Raw genomic sequence first — 18,564 nt, 5'->3', positions numbered from 1 at the left:
ACGCATCCGATGATCGGACGGGCGCCGGCCGCATGGCCGGCGCCTGCGATGTCGCCGCGAGTCGCGACTTGACTCACCGCTCCGCGGCTCGCTCTTCGAGCCGGCTTCGCCGTTAACTCGCTACGCTCGTTTCGTCGCTCCCACATGCAACGGCTGCCCATGATGCCGCAGGAGATGCATCGCGCTAGGATCGTGACGTCTCCCGCCTCCACGGACTTCCGATGCGCCGATTCCTCGTCATTGCACTCCTTGCCGCAGGCACGGCCCTGTCCGTGTCGGCCGCGGAGCGGCCGACCTACGGCCCGCAGCTGGAAGGCTTCGACTATCCGCACCCGGTCCGGCGATACGACCTCGATTCGCAACGGCAATCGCTGTCGATGGCCTATCTCGATGTGGCCCCGCGGGGCGAAGCGAACGGCCGCAGCGTGGTACTCCTGCACGGCAAGAACTTCTGCGCCGCCACCTGGGAATCGGCGATCGAGACGCTGACCGGCGCCGGCTACCGCGTCATCGCGCCGGACCAGATCGGCTTCTGCAAGTCGGACAAGCCGGAGCGCTACCAATTCTCGTTCGCGCAGCTGGCGGCGAACACGCAGGCGCTGCTGGCGTCGCTCGGAATCGAACGCGCCGCGGTCGTCGGCCACTCCATGGGCGGCATGCTGGCCGCGCGCTACGCGCTGCAGTATCCGGACGCGGTCGAGCGGCTGCTGCTGGTCAATCCGATCGGGCTGGAGGACTGGAAGGCCGAGGGCGCGCCCTGGCGGGACGTCGACGCCTGGTACGCCGGCGAGCTGAAAACCGATTTCGATTCGATCAAGCGCTACCAGCGCGAGGTGTACTACAGCGGCCGGTGGAAGCCGGCGTACGAACGCTGGGTCGAGATGCTGGCCGGCATGTACGCCGGGCCTGGCAAGCAGCAGGTGGCATGGAACCAGGCGCTGGCCTCGGACATGGTGTTCAACCAGCCGGTGGTGCACGAGTTCGGCGGCATCCGCGTGCCGACGACGCTGTTCGTCGGCCAGCGCGACCGCACCGCCATCGGCAGGGACCGCGCGCCGCCGGAGCTCGCGGCGCGGCTGGGCGACTATCCCGCCCTCGGCAAGCGCGCTGCCGCGGCCATCCCGGGGGCGCGCCTGGTCGAGTTCGACGATCTCGGCCATTCACCGCAGGTGGAGGCGCCGGCGCGCTTCAACGCTGCGCTGCTGCAGGCGCTGGAGGCGCGCTGAGGGAATGGAGGCATGACGATGGCCGCCGCGCTCGAGGCCCTGCAGGCCGACATCACCACGCTGCGGCTCGACGCCATCGTCAACGCCGCCAGCACGTCGCTGCTCGGCGGCGGCGGCGTGGACGGCGCGATCCACCGCGCGGCCGGTCCGGAGCTGCTGGCCGAATGCCGCACGCTCGACGGCTGCGACACCGGCGACGCCAAGCTCACCGGCGGCTATCGGTTGCCGGCCCGCCATGTCATCCACACCGTTGGCCCGGTCTGGCGCGGCGGCGACAGCCGCGAACCGGAGCTGTTGGCCTCGTGCTATCGGCGCTCGCTGGAAGTGGCGGACGCCCATGGACTGCGCAGCATGGCCTTCCCGTGCATCAGTACCGGCATCTACGGCTATCCGGCCGATGCCGCGGTGAATCTCGCGGTGACGACCGTGCGCGAGACCACGACGCGCCTGGACGGTATCGAGCGCGTGGTGTTCTGCTGCTTTTCGCCGGGAGACCTGCGGATCTACCAGCGCCTGTTGCAGGCGGAATGAGCCGGTCGCGCGCGCCGCGGCCGAAATCGCGACGGAGCGCGCTCCGCGCTGCGAACGACGGAGGTCACGCCGCTGCGCGCGCGATGCGCAGCACGTCATCGAGCAAAGCCGCCGCGGTGACCTCGGCACCGGCGCCGGGGCCGCGGATCACCAGCGGCTGCTCGCGATAGCGGCAGCTCCCGATCGCGACCAGGTTGTCGGTCCCACGGCCGGCGCACAGCGGATGCGCGTCGGGCAGCGCGCGCAGCCCGACGCTGATGCCGTCGTCGTCGAAACGGCCGACGAACCGCAACTGCGCGCCGTCGGCACAGGCCTGGCGCCGGCGTTCGGCGAGGTCGGCGTCGAGCAGGACGAGCCGTTCGTCCACCTGCGCGGGTGTGGCCTGCGCCAGCGCCTCGGGCAGCAGCGACTCGACCTGCACCGCATGCGGCTCCAGCGGCACGCCGGCGGCGCGCGCCAGGATCAGCAGCTTGCGGCGCACGTCCTCGCCGCCCAGGTCGTCGCGCGGGTCCGGCTCGGTGAAGCCGGCGTCGCGCGCCTCGCGCACCAGTTCCGAGAACGCGCGCGACCCGTCGTAGCGGTCGAACAGCCAGGCCAGCGATCCCGAAAGCACGCCTTCGATCATGCGGATGCGGTCGCCGCCGGCGACTAGCTCGCGGATGCTGCGCAGCAGCGGCAGCCCGGCGCCGACGGTGGCGCTGTCGCCGTAGTGCACGCCAGGGCGCTCGCGCTGCGCCGCGGCGATGGCCTGGGCGCGGGCGAGATCGGCGCCGTTGCCGAGCTTGTTGGCGGTGACCATATGGATGCCGCGCGCCAGCCACTCGCTGTGCCAGCCGGCGACGCCGTCGCTGGCGGTGGCGTCGATGACGATGTCGTCGCTGCGCAGGCCTTCGTTCTCCACCCACGGCGGCCGCCCGCCGGCGCGCGCGGGCGCCGCCCGCGCCTCCTCGACCGCACGTCGCGGATCGCCCTCGCCATTCACCAGCACGCGCGAATTCGACAGCCAGGCGAACGCAGGCAATGCCATGCCCTGCGCGCGCAGGCGCTCGCAGCGAGCGACGAAGGCACTGCCGACGGTGCCGGTGCCGAGCAACGCCAGCCGCGGCGCAGGCCGCTGCACCGGCGAACGCGCACCGCGCCGCGCCGGCAACGGCAGGCTGACGACCGTGCTCATGCATCCACCCGTTTGCGCGTGGCACTGCGCTGCGCGGCTTCGGCGCGCACCAGCGCCGCGGACAGGTCGGCCTGCAGGTCCTCGACCGCCTCGATCCCCACCGACAGCCGCAGCAGCCCGTCGGAGATGCCCGCCTGCGCCCGCGCTTCCGGCGTCATCGCCGCATGGGTCATGGTCGCCGGATGCGCGATCAGGCTTTCCACGCCGCCGAGCGATTCGGCCAGCGTGAAGCACTGCAGCCCGTCGACGAAGGCGCGTACCGCCTGCTCCTGCACGGCCTGCCCCTGCATGGCGTGTCCCTGCGCGGCGCTGCCGTCGCCGGCGAGCTCGAGGCTCAGCATCGCGCCGAAGCCCTTCTGCTGCCGCGCCGCGACCGCGTGACCCGGGTGCGACGCCAGGCCCGGCCAGTACACGCGCGCGACCGCGGGATGCGCGTCGAGCTGGGCGGCGATCGCGGCGGTGTTCTCCTGGTGCACGCGCAGCCGCGCGTCCAGCGTCCGCAACCCGCGCAGGGTGAGGAAGCTGTCGAACGGCGCGCCGGTGATGCCGAGCGCATTGGCCCACCAGGCGAACTGCTCGTGCAGCTCCGGCGTCGCCGCCACCAGCGCGCCGCCGACCACGTCGCTGTGGCCGTTGATGTACTTGGTGGTCGAGTGCAGCACCGCATCGGCGCCGAACGCGGCGATCGGATTCTGCAGCGCCGGCGACAGGAAGGTGTTGTCGACCGCGACCAGCGCCCCGGCGCGGTGCGCGGCGTCGATCACGAAACGCAGGTCGGTGATCCGCAGCAGCGGGTTGGAGGGCGTCTCGACCAGCACCAGCTTCGGCGCCTGCGCCAGTGCGTCGGCGAACGCGCGCGGATCGGTCAGGTCGGCGGTGACCAGCTCGAAATGGCCCTTGCGCGAAAGCGCATCGAACAGCCGCCAGCTGCCGCCATAGGCATCGTGCGGCACCACCAGGCGATCGCCAGGCTGCAGCAGCGCATGCAGCAGCAGGGTGATCGCCGACATCCCGGTCGAGGTGATCACGCCGCCGGCGCCGCCCTCGAGCTCGGCCAGCGCGTCGCCGAGCAGGTCTCTGGTGGGATTGCCGCTGCGGGTGTAGTCGTATTCGCGCTTGGCCGCGAAGCCGGCGAAGCTGAAATTCGACGACAGCACCAGCGGCGGCGTCACCGCGCCCCAGGCCGGATCGCGATCGATGCCGGCGCGCACCGCGCGGGTAGCGGCGCCCGGACAGGCGTTTGCGGGAGCGGTGTCTTCGATGATGCTCATGCGGCGTCTCCTTCGTTGTGCAGCGCCGATCGCAGCAGCGCGTCGATGCGGTCGGTTTCTTTCAGGAATGCGTCGTGGCCGTAGGGCGAGCGCAGCACGCGCAGCCGGCCGCGCCGGCCCAGCCCCTCCACCAGCGCCACCGAATCGGACAGCGGCACCAGGCGGTCGCCTTCCACGGCGACCACGGTGGTCGGCACGCGCACCGCGGCGGGGTCGATGCGATGCAGGTCGATCGATTCGGACAGCCGCAGCCACGCGGTCACGGGGGTGCGCGCCACGTACTGCGCACCGGCCGCGTCGAGGTAGTCCTCGGCGGCCACGCGCACGCGGCCGTTGACGATCTCCGGCGGCGCGTCGAAGCGCTCGCCGAATTCTTCCTCGGTGCGGTAGCTCAGCATCGCGAACTGCCGCGCCAGCGACAGCCCCTGCAGGTCGGCGCACTGCAGCTGCCCGAGCGCGACCGCGCGCCGTTGCAGCGCGCGCCAGGCGGCAGCGTAAGGATGGGCCCGGTGCGCACCGCTGACCGCGACCAAGCGCTCGAGACGCCTCGGATGACGTGCCGCCAGTTGCAACCCGACCAGCGCCCCATACGAGTAGCCGACGAACGCCTGCAGGCGGGGAATCCGCAGCGCGTCGAGCAGCACGGCGACCGCATCGGCCTGGTCGGCGGTGTCGATCGGCGCATCGAGGCGGCCGTCGGCGCCGACGTAGTCGAAGGCGAGGATGCGGCAATGCGCCGGATCGAGCGCGCGCCCGGCCGCGGCCAGGCCCTGCACCCAGCCCCGTTCCGGAAAGGTGGCGCTGGAGGCGACGTGGCGATGCGCCGAGATGCCGCCGGCGACCAGGACCACCGGCGCTTCGGCCGCGCCCTGGATCTCCCAGGCCAGGCGCACCCGCTGCGAACCGGCATGGCGCAACGCGAGTTCGACCTCGACGCTGCCGCGCACGGCATCGCCCGCCGGCGCGGCGGGTTCGGCCGACACGGGAAAACGTTGCAGGGGTTCGGGGGTGGAGACCGCGGGTTCGACCAGGCTCATGGCGCCTTCCGGAAGTGGAGGAGCCATCGATGCCTGCAGGGAGCCGGTCGGCGGAATTGCGCCCGCCGTGGGGGAGGCGGTTCGCAACCATCTTCCGGTGGACGCTCAGGTCCCCGCAGGACTTGGCACCTTTCACCCGGAGCCGCAATGCGGCTCCGGGTGAGGTTGCCCCGGCATCAAAGGGCCTGTCCCTCCGCCGGTCTCGATGGATAGATCGCAGGTTGCCAGCGGTTTTCCGCAATGTCAATCGCTTCATGCGGATTGAGAGATGAAATTTCTGTGACAGTCGCACCACATCCGGCACGCCCGTTTCGCGCACCGCTCCGCCATACTTCCGCGATGCCGACCGTCCGCCGCCTCGCCCTGCTGCTTTCCTGCAGCCTGCTTGCCGCCTGCGCCACCCTCGCGCCTTCGCCACAGCCGGAGTCAGACGAGCGCGTCATCGGCACGGCCCGCGACGCGGTCACCGTCGGGGAGGTCTTCGTCACGGAGGAGAATCACGCCGACGAGCTCGACTCGCTGACCACCTGGGCCCATCCGGACGGCGCCACCTGGGTGATCGCCACCGCCAAGTCGAGCCATCGGCTGGTCCTGTTCGACGGCGACAGCGGCGAGCGCCTGCGCACCGTCGGCGGCAAGGGCAAGGCGCTGGGCGAGTTCACCCGCCCGAACGGGCTGCTGGTCTATGGTGACCGGGCGTTCGTGGTCGAACGCGACGTGCCGCGTGCGCAGGTGCTGCGGCTTCCGGACTTCCGCCCGCTCGGCAGCTTCGGCGAGCAGCAGCTTCGCAGCCCCTACGGCCTGTGGCTGCACGAGGCGGCGCCCGGCGAACTGCAGGCCTACATCACCGACAGCTTCATGTACGGCGAGCGCTTCGACGTGGTGCCCCCGCGCGAGGAACTCGACCAGCGGGTTCGACGATACCGCCTGCAGTTCGACGACGACGGGACGTTCGAGGCCGAGTACCTGGGCGCGTTCGGCGATACCGGCGAGCGCGGCGCGCTGCGCATGGTCGAGTCGATCGCCGGCGATCCGCTGCACGACCGCCTGCTGATCGCCGATGAGGACCGCCGCAACGTCTCGACCCTGCGCGAGTACACGCTCGACGGCCGCTACACCGGCATCAGCCTTCCGGACGACAGCTTCGTCGGCGAGGCCGAGGGCATGGCGCTGTGGTCCTGCCGCGCCGACGACGGCTACTGGATCGCGGTCGACCAGCTCACGCCGCTGACCACCTTCCACGTCTTCGATCGCGCCGATCTCGCCCCGCGCGGCAGCTTCAGCGGTCGCCTGACCGCGAACACCGACGGCATCGCCCTGCATGCCGCGGCCACGCCGCGGTTTCCCGCCGGCGCGCTGTACGCGGTGCACGACGATCGCGCCGTGACCGCGTTCGACCTGCAGGATGTGGTGCAGGCGCTGCAGCTCGACCCCGGCTGCCTGCGCTGACCCGATGCGCCCGCGCGCACACCCGGCCGCGCTGCTGTTCGCGGCGCTGTTGACGGCGACATCCGCGCAGGCCGCGCGGGTCTATCGCTGGGTCGGCGCCGACGGCGTGGTGCACTACGGCGACCGCGTCGGCGAGGACGTCCGCGACCCCGGGATCACGGTCGTACCCATGGAAGTCGCGCCCGGTCCGGTCGCGCGGCTGCGACTGGAGCAGCGCGAAGGCGTCGTCCTCGCCTGGGCCGACAACCCGCTCGACGGTCCGATCGAGGTGATGCTGCACGCCACCGGTGATGCACGACCGCAGTCGGAACCGGCATTGCCGGCCCGCGCCACCGTCCCTGCGCGCGACAGCACGCTGGTCGCCCGGATCGCCGGCGACGCGTCCGGCCGTGCCGAGCTGCGCCTGGAGGCGGTGCCCGGCCACCCCAGCGCGCGCCCGCGGGATGTCGAATACGCCTGGCCGCTGCAGACCCGGCAGCTGTACGTCGAGCAGGGCTGGGGCGGCGCCTTCAGCCACGCCGACATCGAGAACCGGCACGCGGTCGATTTCGCGGTGGACGTCGGCACCCCGGTGCTGGCTGCGCGCGACGGCGCGGTGATGCAGGTCGAATCCGGATTCCGCGACGCCGGCACCGAGGACCGCTACGACACCCGCGCCAACTTCGTGCGGATCCTGCACGACGACGGCAGCATGGCGGTGTATGCGCACCTCGACGCCGACCGCGTGTTCGTGCGCGCCGGCGAGCACGTGCGCCGCGGCCAGCGCATCGCGCTGTCCGGTAACACCGGCTTCAGCAGCGGACCGCACCTGCACTTCGTGGTGCAGGTCAACCGCGGCATGCGCCTGCAGTCGATCCCGTTCCGCATGTTCGGCCCGCGCGGGATCCTGCGCTTCCGAGATCCGCGCCAGGCAGTTCCTTCCGCCGCGACGATGCAAAGCCCCGTCGCCACGGGTGACGTCACTGAATAGCTGCGTCAAACAGTTCCTTCTTCCATCTTGTTCCGGCCCGAGCGCAGTTGGCTCCGAAGCCCGCGCACCCCTGATCAAGAGCGACTTCGGTATAGCGCGCAGGGCGTGAGCCGCGCCGCGGGGATTGCTCCGCCCTTCGGTCCGGCCATCCATGGCCGGACTCAGGGCCGCTGCACATCCCTGTGCAGCTCTCCGCGATCCCCACGACACGTCTCCCGCTCCAACCCTCGTCGGCTTCGGTAGGAGGGCTTCCGCGCATCCGAAAGCGAATTGCCGGTGCGGCGCCCGGGCTGGGGTATGCGGAGAGCAGGCCATGGATGGCCTGCGGCGGCGAGTCCGCCATGGATGGCGGACCGAGCCGGGGAGCATGCCCCGGCCCGGGCGCCGCTCGTTCCGAAGCCGAAGATCTCTTCCGGAACCAGCATGACAACGGGGCTTGCCTGGTTGCGACGGCTGCCTGGAGCGGCTATTCACTGGGTGCCGCCCGTGGCGACGGGGCTACTTCGTCGCCACGGAAGGAACTGCCTGGCGCGGCCTGCGGCGGCGAGTCCGCCATGGATGGCGGACCGAGCCGGGGAGCATGCCCCGGCCCGGGCGCCGCTGTACCCGAAGCCCGCAAATCCAAGCACCGCCCCGGATGTCCGCCTTCAGCCATTGTCAAAAGCGCCCCGCTGCGCTGCATCCGGGCTACGCACTACAGCGCAGAACAACGGAGGAACTCTTATAATTGCGTCTTTCCGCCTCCCGAACGGCGCCCCTCGGCGCTACTCCCCATGTCCGACGTTTCCACAGAAGCCGCGCGCCGCCGCACCTTCGCCATCATCTCGCACCCCGACGCCGGCAAGACGACGCTGACCGAGAAGCTGCTGCTGTTCGGCGGCGCGATCCAGATGGCCGGCTCGGTAAAGGGCCGCAAGGCCGCGCGCCACGCCACCTCGGACTGGATGGCGCTGGAGAAGGAGCGCGGGATCTCCGTCACCAGCTCGGTGATGCAGTTCCCGTACGAAGGCTGCATCGTCAACCTGCTCGACACGCCCGGCCATGCCGACTTCGGCGAGGACACCTACCGCGTGCTGACCGCGGTCGACTCCGCATTGATGGTGATCGACGTCGCCAAGGGCGTCGAGGAACGCACCATCAAGCTGATGGAGGTCTGCCGGCTGCGCGACACGCCGATCATGACCTTCATCAACAAGCTCGACCGCGAGGGCCGCGATCCGATCGACCTGCTCGACGAGGTCGAATCCGTGCTCGGCGTCCAGTGCGCGCCGGTCACCTGGCCGATCGGCATGGGCCAGCGCCTCAAGGGCGTGGTGCACCTGGTCAGCGGAGAGGTGCACCTGTACGAACCGGGCCGCAACTTCACCCGCCAGGACTCGACCATCTTCGCCTCGATCGACGATCCCGCCCTGGAGGCGCGCATTGGCGCCGGAATGCTGGCCGAGCTGCGCGACGAACTCGAGCTCGTCCAGGGGGCGTCGCACCCGTTCGACGCCGAAGCCTACCTGGCCGGCCGGCAGACACCGGTGTTCTTCGGCTCGGCGGTGAACAACTTCGGCGTGCAGCCGCTGCTGGACTTCTTCGTGCAGCACGCGCCGTCGCCGCAGCCGCGCGCCACTACCACCCGCACCGTGCAGCCGGCCGAGGAGAAGCTGACCGGTTTCGTGTTCAAGATCCAGGCCAACATGGACCCGCAGCACCGCGACCGCGTCGCCTTCATGCGCGTGTGCTCGGGCCGGTTCGTCGCCGGCATGAAGGCCTTCCACGTGCGCAGCGGCAAGGAGCAGAAACTCGCCAACGCGCTGACCTTCATGGCCAGCGATCGCGAGATCGCCGCCGAGGCCTGGCCGGGCGACGTGATCGGCATCCACAACCACGGCACCATCTCGATCGGCGACACCTTCACCGAAGGCGAGGCGCTGGCCTTCACCGGCATTCCCAACTTCGCCCCGGAACTGTTCCGTCGCGCGCGCCTGCGCGATCCGCTCAAGCTCAAGCAGCTGCAGAAGGGCCTGGCGCAGCTGTCGGAGGAAGGCGCAACCCAGTTCTTCCGCCCGCTCATGTCCAACGACCTGATCCTGGGCGCGGTCGGCGTGCTGCAGTTCGACGTCGCCGCCTACCGGCTCAAGGACGAATACGGCGTCGACGCCGGCTTCGAGCCGGTCGGCGTGGTCACCACCCGCTGGGTGCGCTGCGACGACCCGAAGAAGCTGGAGGAGTTCCGCGAGAAGAACGCCTCCAACCTCGGCATCGACGCCGCCGGCCAGCTGGTCTACCTGGCGCCGACGCGGGTCAACCTGCAGCTGACGACGGAGCGCTGGCCCGACGTGCGGCTGCTGGCCACCCGCGAGCATGCGCACGCGGTGGCCGTGGACTGACGGCATCGCCATCACCTGCCGTTGCCGGCGGCGCCGCTAGGCTCCGCGCTTGCCCACGCACGGGAGCGAGCAATGAACGAAAAGCGGCATGCCGTGCTCTGCGCGACGCTGGTCCTGTCATGCGTCGCCTGCCAGCCGCGAGAGCCCTCCGGCGCCGAGGGCGCGACGGCCGACATCGAGACCGCGCCCGACGCGATCGCCCCGGTGGACCCGCCGGTCGCGGCCGACGACATCGCCGTCCGCTATCGCTGCGACGACGGCAGCGAGCTGCGCATCTCCTATGCCGGCGCCATCGCCGACGTCACCCTGCCCGACGGCCGCACCATCGCCCTGCCGCGTGCGGAGTCCGCCTCGCAGGGCGGCGACGACGCGTACGTCGGCGAAGCACTGAGCCTGATGGTCGAAGACCCGAACGTGCAACTGCACCAGGATGAGGGCCCGACACGGAACTGCAGCAAATTGTGATCCCCGCGACGACTGGGCCCATGGGCAACACCTGCGGTCGTGGCTGCGATCACGACCGGATCCGGTGATGCCTGCCATCGCAACGATGGCTTCTCCAGTCTGCCGTTTCCGCGTACGTCGCGAAAACCGAGCAATTGCTCCACGCGTCCCGCCGAAGGTGTCGCCATGATCCTGACCGCCGAACTGCGTGCGCAACGCGAGGAACTGGCGAGCGCGTTGACCCACGGCGTCGGCGCGGCCGCCGCGCTCGCCGGCGGCGCGGTGCTGATCACACTGGCGGCGCTGCACGGCAACGCCTGGCAGCTGGGCACATCGATCGTGTTCGGCCTCTGCCTGCTGCTGCTCTATCTCGCCTCCACCCTGTACCACGCCGTCGCCCATCCGGTGCTCAAGGGCCGGCTCAAGGTGTTCGACCATTGCGCGATCTACCTGCTGATCGCCGGCACCTACACCCCGTTCACCCTGATCCCCCTGCGCGGCACGCTGGGCTGGTCGCTGTTCGCCGCGATCTGGACGCTGGCCCTCGCCGGCGTGATCTTCAAGCTGTTCTTCACCGGGCGTTTCAAGCGGCTGTCGACGCTGATCTACATCGCCATGGGCTGGCTGGTACTGGTCGCGATCAAGCCGGTGGTCGCGGCGCTGGATGCGTGGACGTTCGGCTGGCTGATGGCCGGCGGCATCGCCTATACCCTGGGCACGTACTTCTACCACCGCGAGTCGGTGCCGTTCTCCCATGCCATCTGGCACCTGTTCTGCATCGCCGGCAGCGTCTGCCACTACATCGCGGTGATGGCCCAGGTGATCGCGCCCGTTTGACGCCGGATGTTTATCATCGGCGTCCGGCCATCCCGCGCCCGGAGGCGAACTCCCCATGACCAGACCCCTCTTCTGTCTCGCATTCGGCCTGTCGCTGCTCGCGACCTCCTGCCGGCAGCAGGTCGACGAAGCGCCTGCCGCCGCCGATGCCGCACCGGAGCCCGAACCGGCGACCGTGGCCGCGGTCGCAGACGAAGCCATCGACGCGCGCTACCGCTGCGACGGCGGCAATCGTGTCGACCTGGTCCGCGACGGGCACAGCGCCCGGGTCAGCATGAGCGACGGTCGCGTGGTCAACTTGGGCGCGATCACGGGCAGCAAGCCGAGTACCTGGTCCGACGTCGGCCTGCGCTTCGTCGTCGACGGCGACTATGCCGCGCTGAGCCAGGACGACACCGGCCGCACGCTGCGCTGCGAGCGGGCGGGCGAATAAGCCGGCCGCGGGAGGCTGCCTGGCCTCCCGCCGGGGCACGGGCGGCACAACCGCCGCGTCGCCGCGATTGAACCGGCGCCGACTGCATTCACTCCCGCTTGACCGGCGCATGCCGATGGTGCGGGAAACTCGAGCGCTGCGACCAAGCCCATGACGCCCGCTCCCCGACATCGGCCGCGACACCTCGCCGCGGTCGTCGATCATCCCTGGTGGACCGCGCTTGCCGCGGTGATGCTGGCCCTGATCGTGCTGTTCGCGCTATGGGACTGGAACTGGTTCAAGGGCCCGGTCGAGCGCGCCGTGGAGGCGCGCACCGGCCGCAGCTTCGAGATCGAAAGGCTCGACGTCGGCCTCGGCCGGGTTGCAACGGTCCGCGCCGACGCACTGCGGCTCGGCAACGCCGACTGGTCCGAACAGCCGCTGATGGCGAGCACGGAGCGGCTGGAGTTCGGCCTCGACGTGCCGTCGCTGCTGTTCCGCGGCGAGATCCTGATTCCGGACATCCGGCTGGCGAAGCCGCGCCTGCGCCTGGAGACCGGGCCCGAGGGCGGCAACTGGGAATTTGGGGAGAGCGACGACGACGGCACGCCGCCGCGACTCGGCCGGCTCTGGGTCGAGGACGGCCAGCTGCTGTTCGTCGATGCGGCGCGGGACACCGAGATCGAGGTCGACATCGCAAGCCGCGCGCCGCGCCGCGCGCATGCCGCGCCACCGGTCGTGCTCGACGGCGGCGGCCGCTGGCGAGGCAGCGATTTCCGCCTGCGCGGGCGCGCGGAGTCGCCGCTCGGCCTGCGGGACATCGGGCAGCCATATCGCATCGACCTGCGTGCGAGCGCCGGCGCAACACATGCGCATGCCCGCGGCGCGCTGGTAAACGTGTTCCGGCTGCGGGATTTCGATCTGAGCCTGGCCCTGTCGGGCGACGATCTCGAAGACCTCTACCCCCTGCTCGGCATCGCGCTGCCGCCGACGCCGCCGTATTCGCTGGACGGCCGCTTCCGCCGCGACGGCGACACCTGGCGCTACGACGGATTCACCGGGAAGGTCGGCGACAGCGATCTCGGCGGCGACGCCAGCGTCACCGTCGGCGGCGAGCGTCCGTTCTTCCGTGCGCAGCTGACCTCGAAACTGCTCGACTTCGACGACCTTGCCGGTTTCATCGGCGGCGACCCCCAGGCAGATGACGAGGGAACCGGGCAGCAGGCGCGGCAAGCCGCCGATGGCCGCGTGCTTCCGGACACGCCCTATCGGCTCGAAAAGCTGAACGCGATGAATGCCGACGTGCGCCTGCGCGCGCAGCGCATCGAGTCCCCGGCATTGCCGCTGGACGACATGGACGGCCGCCTGCTGCTCGAGGACGGCCTGGTGCGCCTGGAGCCGCTGAACTTCGGCGCCGCCGGTGGCGAGATCCGTTCCAGCATCCGCATGAACGCCCGCGACCAGCCGATCCGCACACGCATGGATGCCGAACTGCGCGGGCTCGACCTGGGCCGCCTGTTTCCGGATGCGGAACTGGCGCAGGAGGCGACGGGCGATATCGCCGGCCACGTGGCGATCGCCGGCAGCGGCAACTCGATCGCACGGATGCTCGGCAGCGCCGACGGCGACATCGCCATCGGCATGGGCCGCGGCAAGATCAGCAACCTGCTGCTGGAACTGGCCGGCATCGACATCGCCGAAGCGCTGGCCTTCCTGCTGACCGGCGACCGCGTCATCCCGGTCCGCTGCGCGTTCGGCGACTTCACGGTCCAGGACGGCGTGATGGAAGCGCGCGCGCTGGCGTTCGACACCACCGACACCATCATCGTCGGCGAAGGCCGCATCAGCCTGCGCGAGGAAACGCTGGACCTGCTGCTGCGGCCGCGCCCCAAGGACCGCAGCATCCTCACCCTGCGCTCGCCGCTGGTGGTGGACGGAACGTTCGCCGATCCCGACATCCGCCCCGACCTCGGCCGGCTCGGACTGCGCGGCGCGCTGGCGGTGACGCTGGGCAGCATCGCGCCGCCGGCGGCGCTGCTGGCGACCATCGAGATGGGCGGCGGCGAGGACAGCGACTGCGGCGGCGAATACGCGAAATAGGCGGGCAGTCCCGGATTCCGGCCTTCGGGCTGCAAGTTATCGCCTTGTAGGAGTGGCGGCGGCATGCCGCCGCCGGGAAGTCGCGACGGCTTTCCCTGTCGCGACTTCCGTCGCTCTCACACTACAGCCCACGTGCGTCCCGTTAGGACGAGATGTAGCGCTGCAGCTGGTCGAGTTCGAGCTGCTGGTCCTCGATCACCGCCTTGACCAGGTCGCCGATCGAGACCACGCCGAGCACGTTGCCGGTGGCATCGGCCACCGGCAGGTGGCGGATGCGCTCGCGGGTGACGATCTGCATGCAGCGCTGCACGTTGTCCTCCAGCCGCACCGTGATCACCTCGGCGGTCATGATGTCGCGCACCGGGGTGTCCTTCGAGGAGCGGCCCTCCAGCACGATCTTGCGCGCGTAGTCGCGCTCGGACAGGATTCCGGCCAGGCGGCCGCCCTGCATCACCAGCACCGCGCCGATGTGCTTCTGCGCCATCAGCCGGATCGCCTCGAGCACGGGAACGTCCGGCCCGACGGCGAAGATCTCAGGCGCCTTCGCTTCCAGCAGCTGTCTCACCGTACGCATGATGCTCGCCTCCGCTCGGCTGGACCTGGCGCGAGGATACTCCGGTCGCCGGCAGCCAGGTGTCGACGAGATACAGCGGCCGCTGCTTCGACTCGTCGTACAGGCGCCCGAGGTACTCGCCGATCATTCCCAGCGCGATCAATTGCACGCCGCCGAGGAACAGGATCACCGTCATCATCGTCGGCCAGCCGGCGACGCGGTCGCCCAGGAACAGGGCCTTGATCACGATCCACACGGCGTACACGAACGCCAGCGCCGCGGTTCCCAGGCCGACATAGGTCGCCAGCCGCAGCGGCGCGGTGGAGAAGCTGGTGATGCCTTCCAGGGCGAAGTTCCACAACCGCCAGAAGCCGAACTTGCTGGCGCCCGCCAGCCGCGGCTCGCGGAGATAGGGAATCGCCACCCGCTTGTACCCGACCCAGCCGAACAGTCCCTTCATGAACCGGTGGCGCTCGCGCAGCTGCCGCAACGCCGCCAGTGCCCGCGGCGATAGCAGGCGGAAATCGCCGGTGTCGACCGGGATCGGCGTCTTCGACAGCCGTTGCATCAGCCGATAGAAGACGTGCGCGGAGGCGCGCTTGAGCCAGCCTTCCCCTTCGCGCTGGAGCCGGGTGCCGTGGACGTCGTCGTAGCCTTCGCGCCAGCGCGCCACGAACTGCGGGATCAGCTCCGGCGGATCCTGCCCGTCGGCGTCGAGGATCAGCGCCGCGCCCTCCTCCACCAGGTCCAGGCCGGCGGTCAGCGCCGCTTCCTTGCCGAAGTTGCGCGACAGCCGCAGCAGCGACACGCGCGGGTCGGCGGCTGCGATTTCCCGCAGCACCTCCCAGGTGCGGTCGCGGCTGCCATCGTCGACGTAGAGCACGCGGCTGTCCACGCAATCGGCCGCCAGCGTATCGAGCGCCGCCGCGATCCGCGCCTGCAACACGGGCAACGCTTCGGCCTCGTTGTAGGCGACGACGACGACGGTCAGCTGGTCACGGGGCATTTTCACATCCTAACCCGCCTCCCCGGCATCGGCCCCCTCCTGTAGGAGCGGCTTCAGCCGCGACCGCGCCAGGCATGCCCTCAAGGCAGCTGCCATGATGAACGCGCCGCCGCGCGTTGCGACGGAGAACAACGACGACGGCTGTTCGTTGCCGCCTGTCGTGGTGATCTGGGAAGATCATGGCGCGCGCGGTCGCGGCTGAAGCCGCTCCTACAAAAGGCGGGGATCCCGGCTGCGAACATCGGCCTTCTCACTCCAGCTGCTCGAGATGCGCCACGCCCCCGATCTGCCGCATCTGCCGCTGGATCGCCTGCGTGCGGCGCTGCACATAGGGGCCGGGCCGGGCCGCACTGTAGCCCTTGGGATTGGGCAGCACCGCCGCCAGGCGCGCGCTTTCGGCGGTCCCGAGCGCGTCCGCGTCCTTGCCGAAGAAGGTCCGTGCCGCCGCCTGCGCACCGTAGACGCCGTCGCCGAACTCGGCGACGTTGACGTAGACCTCCAGGATCCGCTGCTTCGGCCACATCAGCTCCATCAGCAGCGTGTACCAGGCCTCCAGGCCCTTGCGCACCCAGCTGCGACCGTTCCACAGGAACAGGTTCTTCGCCACCTGCTGGCTGATCGTGCTGGCGCCGCGCAGCCGCCCGCCACCGGCGTTGTGCTCGCGCGCCTTCTCGATCGCCTCCAGGTCGAAACCGTGGTGCGCAGCGAAGTTCTGGTCTTCGGCGGCGATCGCCGCCAGCGGCAGCGTCGGCGCGATGCGATCGAAGTCGCGCCAGCGATAGGCGACGCGGAAGTCGCCGTCGCCCGCGGTCCAGGCCCGCAGCTGCCGCGCCACCATGAACATCGAGAACGGCGGGTCGACGAAGCGCAGTGCCAGCACCTGAAGGATGCTGAGCAGCACCAGCACCAGCGGCAACATCAGCAAGCGCCTGCGCCAGCGCCGCCACCGCGGCGCGCGAGCGCGTGCGCTCATCGCCAAGCCCCGGGCTTGCGCCTCGCGACCGCAGCCCCATCTATCACGTTCGTCTCTCCATTCTTGTCCTGCGTATCGCGCATTATCCGACATGATGGCGGTTCCGCCCCGCATCCTTCGTCCCGAGCATGACCGCACCCCGACCCGACAGCGACTGCCTGACCCGTTTCCTGCTGCCCGACGCCGGCGTGCGCGGCGTGCGCGTGCACCTGCGCGACACCTGGAGCGACATCCGGACACGCGACGACTACCCCGCCGCGGCCGCGGAACTGCTGGGAGAAGCGAGCGCCGCCGCCGCGCTGTTCACCGGCCACGCCAAGATCGACGGGCGCCTGTCGGTGCAGCTGCGCGGCGAGGGCGCCCTGCGCACCTTGTTCTCCGAGTGCACAGCGGCCGGCACGCTGCGCGGGATCGTGCGCCTCGCCGAAGACGCCACGACCCTCTCGCACGGCCTGCGCGAGGCGGGCGAAGGCGCCACCCTCGCCATCACCATCGAGAACCCGCGCGCCGGCGACCGCGAGCCGCAGCGCTACCAGGGGTTGGTGGCGCTCGCCTCGGACTCGCTGGCGGTCGCCTTCGAGGATTACTTCCGCCAATCCGAACAACTGCCGACGCGCGTGGCGCTGGCGGCCGACGATACCGCGGCCGCGGGACTGATGCTGCAGAAGCTGCCGGGCGACGACGGCGACGCCGACGGCTGGAATCGCGCCAGCGCCCTGTTCGACACCCTGACGGCACCGGAACTGCTCGCCTGCCCCACCTCCACCCTGCTGCAGCGGCTGTTCCACCAGGAGTCGCCGCAACTCCTGGATCGGCGGCCGCTGCGTTTCGGCTGCTCCTGCTCCCGCGATCGGGTGGCCGCGGTGCTGCAGTCGCTGGGACAGGACGAGGCCCGGGCCGCGCTGGTCGACGGCCGCGTCCACGTCCGCTGCGAATTCTGCGGCCAGAGCTACGCTTTCGACCACGCCGCCATTGACGCCTTGTTCACCGCCGGACCGGTTCCAATGTCGGCTCCGACGCGGTTGCAGTAGCCCCCGGCGGGGACCATCTCGACGGGAGCAGGGGATTGTTAAATAAACATAAACCGCGTAGAGTCGGATCCCGCCGTTCCGGGGAACTTCCGACTTCGTCTTCGAGTCGACCGTCCGCCATGTCTCTGCGTCCCGCAAAGCTCGCGCTCGCCGCTCTGCTCGCCTTTGGCGTTGCGGCGGGTGCGCACGCGCAGAACCAGCCCAAGCGTGACGATCAGACCGTGCTGCCGATCTGGAACAACGCCAGCGGCCAGTTGGAGGCGTTGCTGGTGCTCGAGCCCACCGACGACGATGCCGCCCGCTCCGGCGCCCGGCTCCGCTTCGGCGGCAACCGGCTCGATGTCGCGTTCGGCCTGGAAGCCGGCGATTCGCTGGCCCTGCTTTGCGATCACCAGAACGGCCTGTCGCATGCGCTGGGCAATCTCGCCAACAACTGCCTGCTGGCGTCGCTGGACGACGGTATCGGTGGTGACGGCGGCGCACGCCGCAACACCGCGACCGCCGCACTCAGCCGCCCCGGCGGGAGCGTCGGCGTATCGGTCGGCGAGAGCAGCGGCAGCCTGCCGCCCTGGCTGACGTCCAGTGGCGCCGCGCGTGGCGGCGGTGGCCAGGTGGACGGCAACGACCTCACCGTCTTCGTGCAGAAGAATATCCGCGACCAGGGCTATGTCTCGATCGCCGGCACGGTCGCCAAGGCCCGGCTCATTCCCTTTACCCAGGCTCCCGACGGGCTGGCCGACCGCTGGGACAGCAAATCGCTGAGCGTCGGCGGCGGCTTCGGCGACTTCGGCGCCAACGTCATCGGCCAGGTCATCGACACGCCCGGCCAGCCGCGCTGGGAAGGCCTGGGACTTGGCCTGACCTGGCGCACGCCCTGGAGCGGCCAGCTGACCGTGGGCGCCGAGAACGTCGTCACCCGCGGCAGGAACCCGTTCTCACCGCGTGGCGAGAACGGCGAGGACGAAGGCACCGTGCCTTACGTCCGCTACGAGCAAGACCTCTGACCGAGGCTGCTTTCCGCACTCGAAATGGCGTGAAGTTCCCGCTGTCCGCTCGCGTGTTAACGACACTTTAATTTTTCTCCAAGGGGGGCTACCATCGGCCCCGGCCTTGCCGAATTAGGCGTCTCGTTTGACGCCAACGGCGGGTTCCCATGGGAATTTCCCAAGACT

The 18,564-nt window shown here is 70.3% G+C and carries 17 protein-coding genes and 1 riboswitch; of the genes, 11 read left to right on the top strand and 6 right to left on the bottom strand.

Annotation, left to right across the window (positions count from 1 at the left end; translation table 11 throughout):
- Positions 1-221: 221 nt before the first annotated feature.
- Together AB5T46_RS17030 and AB5T46_RS17025 are read left to right on the top strand one after the other, a co-directional pair.
- Positions 222-1,226, top strand: a complete 1,005-nt coding sequence (locus tag AB5T46_RS17030; protein WP_370565251.1) for an alpha/beta fold hydrolase — start codon at positions 222-224, stop codon at positions 1,224-1,226.
- 18 nt (positions 1,227-1,244) lie between these two features.
- The gene (locus AB5T46_RS17025) at positions 1,245-1,757 is read left to right on the top strand and encodes an O-acetyl-ADP-ribose deacetylase (protein ID WP_370565281.1); all 513 of its coding nucleotides are present in this window, start codon (positions 1,245-1,247) and stop codon (positions 1,755-1,757) included.
- A gap of 64 nt (positions 1,758-1,821) precedes the next feature.
- Here the strand turns inward: AB5T46_RS17025 and AB5T46_RS17020 are convergent, their stop codons facing one another.
- Genes AB5T46_RS17020 through metX form a run of 3 tightly spaced genes read right to left on the bottom strand, consistent with a single transcriptional unit; the run spans position 1,822 to position 5,239 of the window.
- The gene (locus tag AB5T46_RS17020) at positions 1,822-2,931 is read right to left on the bottom strand and encodes a homoserine dehydrogenase family protein (RefSeq protein WP_370565250.1); all 1,110 of its coding nucleotides are present in this window, start codon (positions 2,929-2,931) and stop codon (positions 1,822-1,824) included.
- Positions 2,928-4,202: an O-succinylhomoserine (thiol)-lyase gene (locus AB5T46_RS17015; protein WP_370565249.1), complete on the bottom strand. Its 1,275-nt coding sequence runs from the start codon at positions 4,200-4,202 to the stop codon at positions 2,928-2,930. The genes AB5T46_RS17020 and AB5T46_RS17015 overlap by 4 nt, the downstream gene beginning before the upstream one ends.
- On the bottom strand, positions 4,199-5,239 hold the full coding sequence (gene metX / locus AB5T46_RS17010; RefSeq protein ID WP_370565248.1) for a homoserine O-succinyltransferase MetX: 1,041 nt from the start codon (positions 5,237-5,239) through the stop codon (positions 4,199-4,201). The genes AB5T46_RS17015 and metX overlap by 4 nt, the downstream gene beginning before the upstream one ends.
- A gap of 84 nt (positions 5,240-5,323) precedes the next feature.
- A riboswitch (SAM riboswitch) is annotated at positions 5,324-5,451 on the bottom strand.
- A gap of 127 nt (positions 5,452-5,578) precedes the next feature.
- Here metX and AB5T46_RS17005 point away from each other — a divergent pair.
- The 7 genes from AB5T46_RS17005 to AB5T46_RS16975 all read left to right on the top strand — a co-directional run bounded on the left by AB5T46_RS17005 (position 5,579) and on the right by AB5T46_RS16975 (position 13,829).
- Positions 5,579-6,688: a phytase gene (locus tag AB5T46_RS17005; protein ID WP_370565246.1), complete on the top strand. Its 1,110-nt coding sequence runs from the start codon at positions 5,579-5,581 to the stop codon at positions 6,686-6,688.
- 4 nt (positions 6,689-6,692) lie between these two features.
- Positions 6,693-7,658 carry a peptidoglycan DD-metalloendopeptidase family protein gene (locus tag AB5T46_RS17000; RefSeq protein ID WP_370565245.1) on the top strand — a complete coding sequence of 322 codons (966 nt, stop codon included), beginning with the start codon at positions 6,693-6,695 and terminating at the stop codon, positions 7,656-7,658.
- 773 nt (positions 7,659-8,431) lie between these two features.
- Entirely contained in the window at positions 8,432-10,036 is a 1,605-nt protein-coding gene (locus AB5T46_RS16995; protein WP_370565244.1) for a peptide chain release factor 3, read from the top strand.
- Between the two features lie 72 nt (positions 10,037-10,108).
- Entirely contained in the window at positions 10,109-10,501 is a 393-nt protein-coding gene (locus tag AB5T46_RS16990) for an MliC family protein (RefSeq protein ID WP_370565243.1), read from the top strand.
- A 165-nt stretch (positions 10,502-10,666) separates the two neighbouring features.
- Positions 10,667-11,317, top strand: a complete 651-nt coding sequence (gene trhA, locus AB5T46_RS16985) for a PAQR family membrane homeostasis protein TrhA (RefSeq protein WP_370565242.1) — start codon at positions 10,667-10,669, stop codon at positions 11,315-11,317.
- 55 nt (positions 11,318-11,372) lie between these two features.
- Positions 11,373-11,750: a hypothetical protein gene (locus AB5T46_RS16980; RefSeq protein ID WP_370565241.1), complete on the top strand. Its 378-nt coding sequence runs from the start codon at positions 11,373-11,375 to the stop codon at positions 11,748-11,750.
- A 150-nt stretch (positions 11,751-11,900) separates the two neighbouring features.
- Positions 11,901-13,829 carry an AsmA family protein gene (locus AB5T46_RS16975; RefSeq protein ID WP_370565240.1) on the top strand — a complete coding sequence of 643 codons (1,929 nt, stop codon included), beginning with the start codon at positions 11,901-11,903 and terminating at the stop codon, positions 13,827-13,829.
- A 142-nt stretch (positions 13,830-13,971) separates the two neighbouring features.
- On the opposite strand, the gene AB5T46_RS16970 is transcribed toward AB5T46_RS16975, so the two are convergent.
- The 3 genes from AB5T46_RS16970 to mtgA form a co-directional block, all read right to left on the bottom strand.
- The gene (locus AB5T46_RS16970; protein ID WP_370565239.1) at positions 13,972-14,403 is read right to left on the bottom strand and encodes a CBS domain-containing protein; all 432 of its coding nucleotides are present in this window, start codon (positions 14,401-14,403) and stop codon (positions 13,972-13,974) included.
- Entirely contained in the window at positions 14,363-15,388 is a 1,026-nt protein-coding gene (locus AB5T46_RS16965) for a glycosyltransferase family 2 protein (RefSeq protein WP_370565238.1), read from the bottom strand. The genes AB5T46_RS16970 and AB5T46_RS16965 overlap by 41 nt, the downstream gene beginning before the upstream one ends.
- 250 nt (positions 15,389-15,638) lie before the next feature.
- Positions 15,639-16,361: a monofunctional biosynthetic peptidoglycan transglycosylase gene (gene mtgA, locus AB5T46_RS16960; protein WP_370565237.1), complete on the bottom strand. Its 723-nt coding sequence runs from the start codon at positions 16,359-16,361 to the stop codon at positions 15,639-15,641.
- Between the two features lie 128 nt (positions 16,362-16,489).
- Between mtgA and hslO the strand changes: the two genes are divergently transcribed.
- Positions 16,490-17,392 (top strand): Hsp33 family molecular chaperone HslO, encoded by a 903-nt coding sequence (gene hslO, locus AB5T46_RS16955; protein ID WP_370565236.1) that lies wholly within the window; start codon positions 16,490-16,492, stop codon positions 17,390-17,392.
- 155 nt (positions 17,393-17,547) lie between these two features.
- Positions 17,548-18,396 (top strand): XOO1806 family protein, encoded by an 849-nt coding sequence (locus tag AB5T46_RS16950; RefSeq protein WP_370565280.1) that lies wholly within the window; start codon positions 17,548-17,550, stop codon positions 18,394-18,396.
- Positions 18,397-18,564 lie beyond the last annotated feature (168 nt).

It is taken from the genome of Luteimonas salinilitoris (assembly GCF_041300785.1).
Classification (GTDB): Bacteria; Pseudomonadota; Gammaproteobacteria; order Xanthomonadales; family Xanthomonadaceae; genus Luteimonas; species Luteimonas salinilitoris.
The sequence above is the reverse complement of the archived record's forward strand: the minus strand, read 5'-3'. Positions and strand labels throughout refer to the sequence as shown.

Bases quoted from the DNA above. Each gene is read 5' to 3' on its own strand.
- AB5T46_RS17030 (WP_370565251.1), top strand. From the start codon at position 222: ATGCGCCGATTCCTCGTCATTGCACTCCTTGCCGCAGGCACGGCCCTG.
- AB5T46_RS17025 (WP_370565281.1), top strand. From the start codon at position 1,245: ATGGCCGCCGCGCTCGAGGCCCTGCAGGCCGACATCACCACGCTGCGG.
- AB5T46_RS17020 (WP_370565250.1), bottom strand. From the start codon at position 2,931: ATGAGCACGGTCGTCAGCCTGCCGTTGCCGGCGCGGCGCGGTGCGCGT.
- AB5T46_RS17015 (WP_370565249.1), bottom strand. From the start codon at position 4,202: ATGAGCATCATCGAAGACACCGCTCCCGCAAACGCCTGTCCGGGCGCC.
- metX (WP_370565248.1), bottom strand. From the start codon at position 5,239: ATGAGCCTGGTCGAACCCGCGGTCTCCACCCCCGAACCCCTGCAACGT.
- AB5T46_RS17005 (WP_370565246.1), top strand. From the start codon at position 5,579: ATGCCGACCGTCCGCCGCCTCGCCCTGCTGCTTTCCTGCAGCCTGCTT.
- AB5T46_RS17000 (WP_370565245.1), top strand. From the start codon at position 6,693: ATGCGCCCGCGCGCACACCCGGCCGCGCTGCTGTTCGCGGCGCTGTTG.
- AB5T46_RS16995 (WP_370565244.1), top strand. From the start codon at position 8,432: ATGTCCGACGTTTCCACAGAAGCCGCGCGCCGCCGCACCTTCGCCATC.
- AB5T46_RS16990 (WP_370565243.1), top strand. From the start codon at position 10,109: ATGAACGAAAAGCGGCATGCCGTGCTCTGCGCGACGCTGGTCCTGTCA.
- trhA (WP_370565242.1), top strand. From the start codon at position 10,667: ATGATCCTGACCGCCGAACTGCGTGCGCAACGCGAGGAACTGGCGAGC.
- AB5T46_RS16980 (WP_370565241.1), top strand. From the start codon at position 11,373: ATGACCAGACCCCTCTTCTGTCTCGCATTCGGCCTGTCGCTGCTCGCG.
- AB5T46_RS16975 (WP_370565240.1), top strand. From the start codon at position 11,901: ATGACGCCCGCTCCCCGACATCGGCCGCGACACCTCGCCGCGGTCGTC.
- AB5T46_RS16970 (WP_370565239.1), bottom strand. From the start codon at position 14,403: ATGCGTACGGTGAGACAGCTGCTGGAAGCGAAGGCGCCTGAGATCTTC.
- AB5T46_RS16965 (WP_370565238.1), bottom strand. From the start codon at position 15,388: ATGCCCCGTGACCAGCTGACCGTCGTCGTCGTCGCCTACAACGAGGCC.
- mtgA (WP_370565237.1), bottom strand. From the start codon at position 16,361: ATGAGCGCACGCGCTCGCGCGCCGCGGTGGCGGCGCTGGCGCAGGCGC.
- hslO (WP_370565236.1), top strand. From the start codon at position 16,490: ATGACCGCACCCCGACCCGACAGCGACTGCCTGACCCGTTTCCTGCTG.